The organism is Candidatus Accumulibacter vicinus (genome assembly GCF_000584955.1).
Taxonomy (GTDB): Bacteria; Pseudomonadota; Gammaproteobacteria; order Burkholderiales; family Rhodocyclaceae; genus Accumulibacter; species Accumulibacter vicinus.
In genome coordinates this window covers 85370-91369 of record NZ_JDSS02000053.1, presented here as the reverse complement: position 1 = coordinate 91369, position 6000 = coordinate 85370, and the positions used below count along the sequence as shown (strand labels likewise).

6 protein-coding genes are annotated in these 6000 nt (G+C 60.7%); all 6 read right to left on the bottom strand.

What is annotated here, in order from left to right; all coding sequences use genetic code 11:
• Positions 1–69: 69 nt before the first annotated feature.
• Positions 70–1230 carry an acyl-CoA dehydrogenase family protein gene (locus tag CAPSK01_RS20775; protein ID WP_034931422.1) on the bottom strand — a complete coding sequence of 387 codons (1161 nt, stop codon included), beginning with the start codon at positions 1228–1230 and terminating at the stop codon, positions 70–72.
• A 29-nt stretch (positions 1231–1259) separates the two neighbouring features.
• Positions 1260–1727 (bottom strand): TIGR01841 family phasin, encoded by a 468-nt coding sequence (gene phaP / locus CAPSK01_RS20770; protein ID WP_273704212.1) that lies wholly within the window; start codon positions 1725–1727, stop codon positions 1260–1262.
• A gap of 99 nt (positions 1728–1826) precedes the next feature.
• Positions 1827–3032 (bottom strand): hypothetical protein, encoded by a 1206-nt coding sequence (locus CAPSK01_RS20765; RefSeq protein WP_273704211.1) that lies wholly within the window; start codon positions 3030–3032, stop codon positions 1827–1829.
• Between the two features lie 260 nt (positions 3033–3292).
• The gene (rarD, locus tag CAPSK01_RS20755; RefSeq protein WP_034931415.1) at positions 3293–4195 is read right to left on the bottom strand and encodes an EamA family transporter RarD; all 903 of its coding nucleotides are present in this window, start codon (positions 4193–4195) and stop codon (positions 3293–3295) included.
• A gap of 3 nt (positions 4196–4198) precedes the next feature.
• Positions 4199–4894, bottom strand: a complete 696-nt coding sequence (locus tag CAPSK01_RS20750; RefSeq protein WP_034931413.1) for a DUF599 domain-containing protein — start codon at positions 4892–4894, stop codon at positions 4199–4201.
• Position 4895: 1 nt separating this feature from the next.
• Complete coding sequence (locus tag CAPSK01_RS20745; RefSeq protein WP_034931409.1) at positions 4896–5900, bottom strand: cytochrome c peroxidase; 1005 nt, start codon at positions 5898–5900, stop codon at positions 4896–4898.
• Positions 5901–6000 lie beyond the last annotated feature (100 nt).

Below are 6000 nucleotides of genomic sequence, written 5' to 3'. Positions count from 1 at the left end.
ATTGGCAAGACCCAGGGCAGAAGCGCCCGTCAGCGCCGCAGAAATCGGCCTGCACAACTCATCGAGTGTTCAGAACGAGCGTGGCAGGCCGAGCAGGTGCTCGGCCACATAGGCGTAGATCAGGTTGGTCGAGATCGGCGCTACCTGGTAGAGGCGTGTCTCGCGGAACTTGCGCTCGATATCGTATTCGTTGGCAAAGCCAAAGCCGCCATGCGTCTGCAGACAGACATTGGCCGCCTCCCACGAGGCCTTGGCGGCAAGGTACTTGGCCATGTTCGCCTCGGCACCGCAGGGCTGCTGCGCGTCGAACAGCGCGCAGGCCCTGAAGCGCATCAGGTTCGCCGCCTCAATCTCGATCAAGGCGTCGGCGATCGGGAACTGCACGCCCTGGTTCTGGCCGATCGGCCGATCGAAAACGATCCGCTCCTTGGCATAGCGTGTGGCGCGTTCGATAAACCAGTAGCCGTCGCCGATGCACTCGGCGGCAATCAGCGCCCGCTCGGCATTGAGGCCATCGAGCAGGTAGCGAAAACCCTGCCCTTCCTCGCCGATCAGGTTCTCGTCGGGAACCTCCAGGTTGTCGAAGAACAGTTCGTTGGTCTCGTGATTGACCATGTTGGCGATCGGCCGCACGCTGAGGCCGTTGCCGATGGCGTCGTGCAGATCGACGATGAAGATCGACAGGCCTTCGGATTTCCGCTTCACCTCGGCGAGCGGCGTCGTGCGCGCCAGCAGAATCATCAGGTCCGAGTGCTGCACGCGCGAGATCCAGACCTTCTGGCCGTTCACCCGGTAGCGGCCGTCCTTCTTCACGGCGCTGGTCCTGATCTTGGTGGTGTCGGTACCGGTGGTCGGCTCGGTGACCGCCATCGACTGGATGCGCAGCCTGCCGGCGGCGATTCCCGGCAGGTATTTTTCCTTCTGCGCCTGGCTGCCGTTGCGCAGCAGCGTGCCCATGTTGTACATCTGCCCGTGCACGGCGCCGGCGTTGCCACCACTGCGGTTGATTTCCTCCATGATCACGCTCGCCGCCGTCAGCCCGAGACCAGAGCCGCCGTATTCCTCGGGAATCATCGCCGACAGCCAGCCGGCACCGATCAGCGCATCGACGAAGGCCTCGGGATACGCGCGCTGTTCGTCGATGCGGCGGAAATACTCGTCGGGAAACTGGCGGCAGAGGTCGCGCACGGCGTCGCGAATCTCCTGGTGTTCGTCTGGGGCGTTGAGCATCGCGGTCCTTTCCTGGCTTCGTGAATCGTCTACGAAAACTTCAGCACCTCCTTGATTTCGTTCAGGCTCTCGGGAATTCGCTTGGCAATGGCTTCGCTGGCCTGCTGATTGGCCTTGCCCACGATCTCCGCGAGTTCCCGCATCTCACCGACCGCGGTTTCGAAAGCTTTTCTGGCCAGTTCGGCCTCCGCTGCGGCGATCTCCTGCGGCGAGCCACCCTTGGTCAGGCCGCTGATCGCGGCCGTCAATCCCTGCATCGTCTCCTGCAGGATCTTCACTTGCCACTCCCCGACGGCTTTCATCCCTGCAAGCGCTGCTCGGTTGGAAGCATTCAGGGCTTCGAGGTTTTCGCGCTGACTGGCCACCACGGCGTCCATGTTGACACCCGGCACCTTGAGCCCAGCCATGATGTTCATTAGCTCTTCGCTGCCCTTGGTCACGTCCATACTCGCAATCGCCTTGCTCCAATCACTCAATAATTTGGAAAGGTCTGCCATTTTCGATTCCTCCGCTTAAAGATACGATTCAATTTACCCAAACAGCGTTCGTTCGGCATTTGACGTCCCTCTCTTGCCGACGCGCCCTTGTCCTCAACTTTACTCTGCTGGTATGTTCAGCGCTTGCTGTCCTCCAGCGAGAAGGTTGATCATCTGTGCCACCGCCTTGATCTGTTTGCCTCCTTGCGTGTGATAAGCCTCGTGGGTGTAATCCTGCCCCCACCAGTCCCAACATCCCCGAGGATTGAGTGGCAAGGTTCGCGCCTGGATCTGCGGATAAAGGACGATGATGTCATTGGCCTGTGCCCATTCGTTGTAACCCGCAAACTTGGCGAACAGATTGCCGGAATGGCTACTCCGCCGGTCCGTCTCACCGCCCTGCAGGCACCCGTGGAACGCGACATGCAGCTTGCACTGCCGACCATTCTTGCAGGCCTGCGGGATGAACACATAGCCTTCTCTGGCCATCGAGGCGTTTTGCAAAGCGTTGTAAGAAGTATCCGAGAATTTGCTGAACACCCGCCGCTGGTCGAACGCCTGTACTGCGCTCTCCGCTACAGGCACACGGGCAGCTTTCAGTGCGGACTCGCCGTAAATGCGTTTCAGGATTGCTCCTGCGAGATCGACGTCCTTCAGATCCTTGCACAGCGCCTGCTTGTTGCTTGGTGGACAGGTCGCAGCGCCACTCATTCCGACCCCTGCGGTCACTGGACAAATGCAGCCATTCTGCTTCTCGCGCTGCTTGGCAACCGCCTCGCAATCGTCGATGAAAGCGTTCTGGTCGGTTGGTGGTGCGACTGCGGGCGGCAGCGTACACTTGCCTACCACCTCGCCGGCCGGCTTGTTGAAACTGTCCCTGACCATCGTATGGCGGGCAGGAAAGGTTCGACTGTAGGCAATGTTGGCCTCTGCCATCCCCCCCTTGTCGGCATCGGCATAGAAGTGGAAGAGCGAGTCCATCACGCCTCGTGAGACGATGGCGTCATAGGTACCGCTGAACAGATAAACCTTGGCATTCTTGAGGTTGGCAAGCTTGCTGATGCTTCCTGCTGCCTCCTGTTTCTTTGCCTCTGCAAAAGCGGCACGCGCCGCCCGCTCGACCTCGGTCTTGTTCTTCGGCGCCAGGTCGGTTTTTTTACACCACTTGGGATCCAGACCGATGGCCGTGCATTCGAGCATGACGAACTGGCTGCACCTGGTTACAGCGTCCATGATCGACCCGCGCGCGCAGTAGTACGGGCCACCCGCGACAATACCCGCGCCCATGATGTGTGCGGAGTGTGCGACATGGAACTGGTGAGCCATGAAGCCCCCTGAAGAGATCCCTGACACGGAGATCTGGCTAACGTCTATCTTGACGCCTGCGGCCAAATCTTCCAGTGCTGGCGCTCCGCTTGCGGAGCATGCAAAAGCCAGTGAGCAGACTGCCAGCGCCTCCCCCGACCACGCTCTGATCGCCTTTTCCTTTTGCCGTGACATGGTAATGATCCCCCTTTCGTCTACACTCATTTAACGGAAAAATATGCTGCAACGCAATATCCAGCATAGTTCAGGCGAGTGGAAAGTCAACGGGAATCGATGCAGTCCGGACGCCGGTATTTGCCCCAGGCACTCCAGCTATAAACCAACAGTCCCAGCCAGATCAACCCGAAACTGAGCAACTGTTCGGCCCGCATCGGTTCGCCGAAAAGCCAGATCGCGGTGACGAACTGCAGCGTCGGATTGATGTACATCAGCATCCCGACGGTCGCCAGGTCGAGTCGTTGCGCAGCGGCGGCGAAGGCCAGCAGCGGCAGCGCGGTCAGCGCACCGGCACCGATCAACAGCCAGGAGGTCGAAAGGTCATGTCCGGTGAACACCGCATGGCCGTTGCCGGCCTGATAGAAGGCGTAGAGCGCACAAACCGGCAGCATCACCAGAGTTTCCAGCCACAGGCCGGAGACGGCATCGACCGGGAGTTGCTTGCGCACCAGGCCGTAGGTACCGAAGGTACCGGCAAGGAACAGCGACACCCATGGCAGGCCACCGATGGCGATGATCTCGTTGGTCATTGCCGCCAAAGCCAGGAGTACCGACAGCCACTCCAGCCGGTTCAGCCGTTCCTTGAGCACAACCAGGCCGAGCAGGATATTGACCAGTGGCGTCAGAAAGTACCCGAGGCTGGAAGCGACGACCTGCCGATTGGCGACCGCCCACAGGAAAACCAGCCAGTTGCTGCCGATCAGCAGTGCCGCGACCGTCAGCATCAACAACTGCCGCCAGATCCGGAAGACCGCAGCGACCTTGTGCCATTGCCTGCGCAGTGTCAGCAGCAGGCCGACAAATACGCATGCCCAGACGGCGCGGTTGCTCAACACATCCATCGGCGAAACATGCGCGAGCTGGCGGAAGAACAGCGGAAAGAATCCCCAGATGCCATAGGCGAGCAGGCCACAGGCGATGCCGATCAGGTGGCGCTGGGGATTCACTGTTCAGCGTTGCCGACGCAGAATGCCGAGTGCTGCCGAGCGGTAGTCGCGCCGGTAGAGCACCAGCAGAATCAGCACCGCGAGAATGCTGAGCAGCAGTGGACTGAGCAGCCAGCCCGAGGCCGCGAGGCCGAAATAATAGGCACGGATACCGCGATTGAAGTCGTCGCCGGCAAGATTGTTGGCACCAGCCAGGCGGCGCGCATAGCTTTCGATGTCGGCATCCCCGCGCTCGCCCAGCGGTGCCGCCCCAACCAGGATCGAGAGCAGGTTGAACTGCCGCAGCGACCAGGTGAATTTGAAGTAGGCGTAGACGAAACTCGCCAGCACCAGCATCAGCTTGATCTCCAGAAGTTCCCGGTTGCCCGCACCGGACAAGGCCAGGTCGCTGGTGAAGTTCAGCAGCTTGTCGGCAGCGCCAAGTGCGGCGACCAGGCCGGCGATGATATAGATGGTGGTATTGGCGTAGAAAGTGACACTGTTCACCAGATTGCCGATCAGTGTCGAGTCGGTGACCCGCACCTCGCGTGCCAGCATCCGGTAAGCCCATTCCAGCCGGAATTCGCGGGCACTGCTGATCAGCCCCCCGGATGCCCAGCGGCTATGCTCGGAAAACCAGCCGTAACCGGCCCAGCAGGAGAAAAAAGCGAAGAGCGCCAGCCAGTCGGCAATCGCCAGATGGTGGAGTGCACCAGACACCTTAGGGTAACGTCGGCGGTTGGAAGTGTTCCTCGCTGGTCAGCGTATGGAGGAAGGCCACAAGTTGTCGGATCTCCTGGTCGGAAAGTTTGTGGTCGACCAGCAGCGTACTCTTGTGGGCATCGGCCTTGCCGCCTGACGCCATATAACGCACCGCCTGCTCCAGATTGGCGACGCTTCCGTCGTGGAAGTAAGGGCCGGAAATGCCGACCGAACGCAACGTTGGTGTCTTGAATGCCGACCTGTCTTGCAGGTCCTTGGTCACTGCGTAGCGGCCGGGGTCGGGATTGGCCTTGTCGGCTTCGAGGCCGATGTTATGGAACCGGTTGTCGCTGTAGAGTGGCGGCTGGTGGCAGGTGGCACAACCCGCCTTGCCAACGAAAAGTTCATGACCGGCCTGCGCATCGGCCGAGACCGCCGTCTTGTCGCCGGCTGCATGACGGTCCCAGGGCGCCTCGCCGCTATTGAGCGTACGCAGGAAAGCGGCCAGCGCCTTGACAATGTTGTCGGCGTCCGGCGCACTGCCGAAGACTTTCCTGAACTCGACCTGATAGCCGGGTATCGCAGCGATCACCGCAGCGGCTTTGGCCGGTTCGGCACCGATCTGTGCCTTCCAGGCGGCCGTGACCTGACCTTCGAGGGTCTTGGCACGGCCATCCCAGTACCAGCTGGTGTAGTAGCCGGTGTTGTATACGCTGGGCGTATGGCGAGTATTCATGCCGCCACCGACCTTGCGCGACAGCGGCAGCGCGTCAGTCCAGCCGAGATGGCGGTAGTGGCAGCCCTGGCAGGCCATGCTGCCGTCGCCCGAGAGACGCGGATCGAAGAAAAGTTTCTTGCCGAGCGCCGCTTTTTCCGGCGTCGTCGGATTGTCAGGCGGATCGGGGGGGGCCGGTAAAGCTGGAGAACGAGCGTAGCCTGCGCCACCCTGCGGCAGTGCGACACAACCGATCAGTACGGCGGCGAGGGCTGCGGCGAGAAGCCGGTAACGGAATGTCGGTTTCAATCTTGTCTCCTCCTGGGTTGGTCACGGCAAATAGGGTAACACTGCCGAAACCCGCAGTGCAAAGTGCGATCATTTTTGATAGCACTCGCATTCTTGAGGC

Coding starts and splice junctions, on each gene's coding strand:
- CAPSK01_RS20775 (WP_034931422.1), bottom strand. CDS start 1,230: ATGCTCAACGCCCCAGACGAACACCAGGAGATTCGCGACGCCGTGCGC.
- phaP (WP_273704212.1), bottom strand. CDS start 1,727: ATGGCAGACCTTTCCAAATTATTGAGTGATTGGAGCAAGGCGATTGCG.
- CAPSK01_RS20765 (WP_273704211.1), bottom strand. CDS start 3,032: ATGGCTCACCAGTTCCATGTCGCACACTCCGCACACATCATGGGCGCG.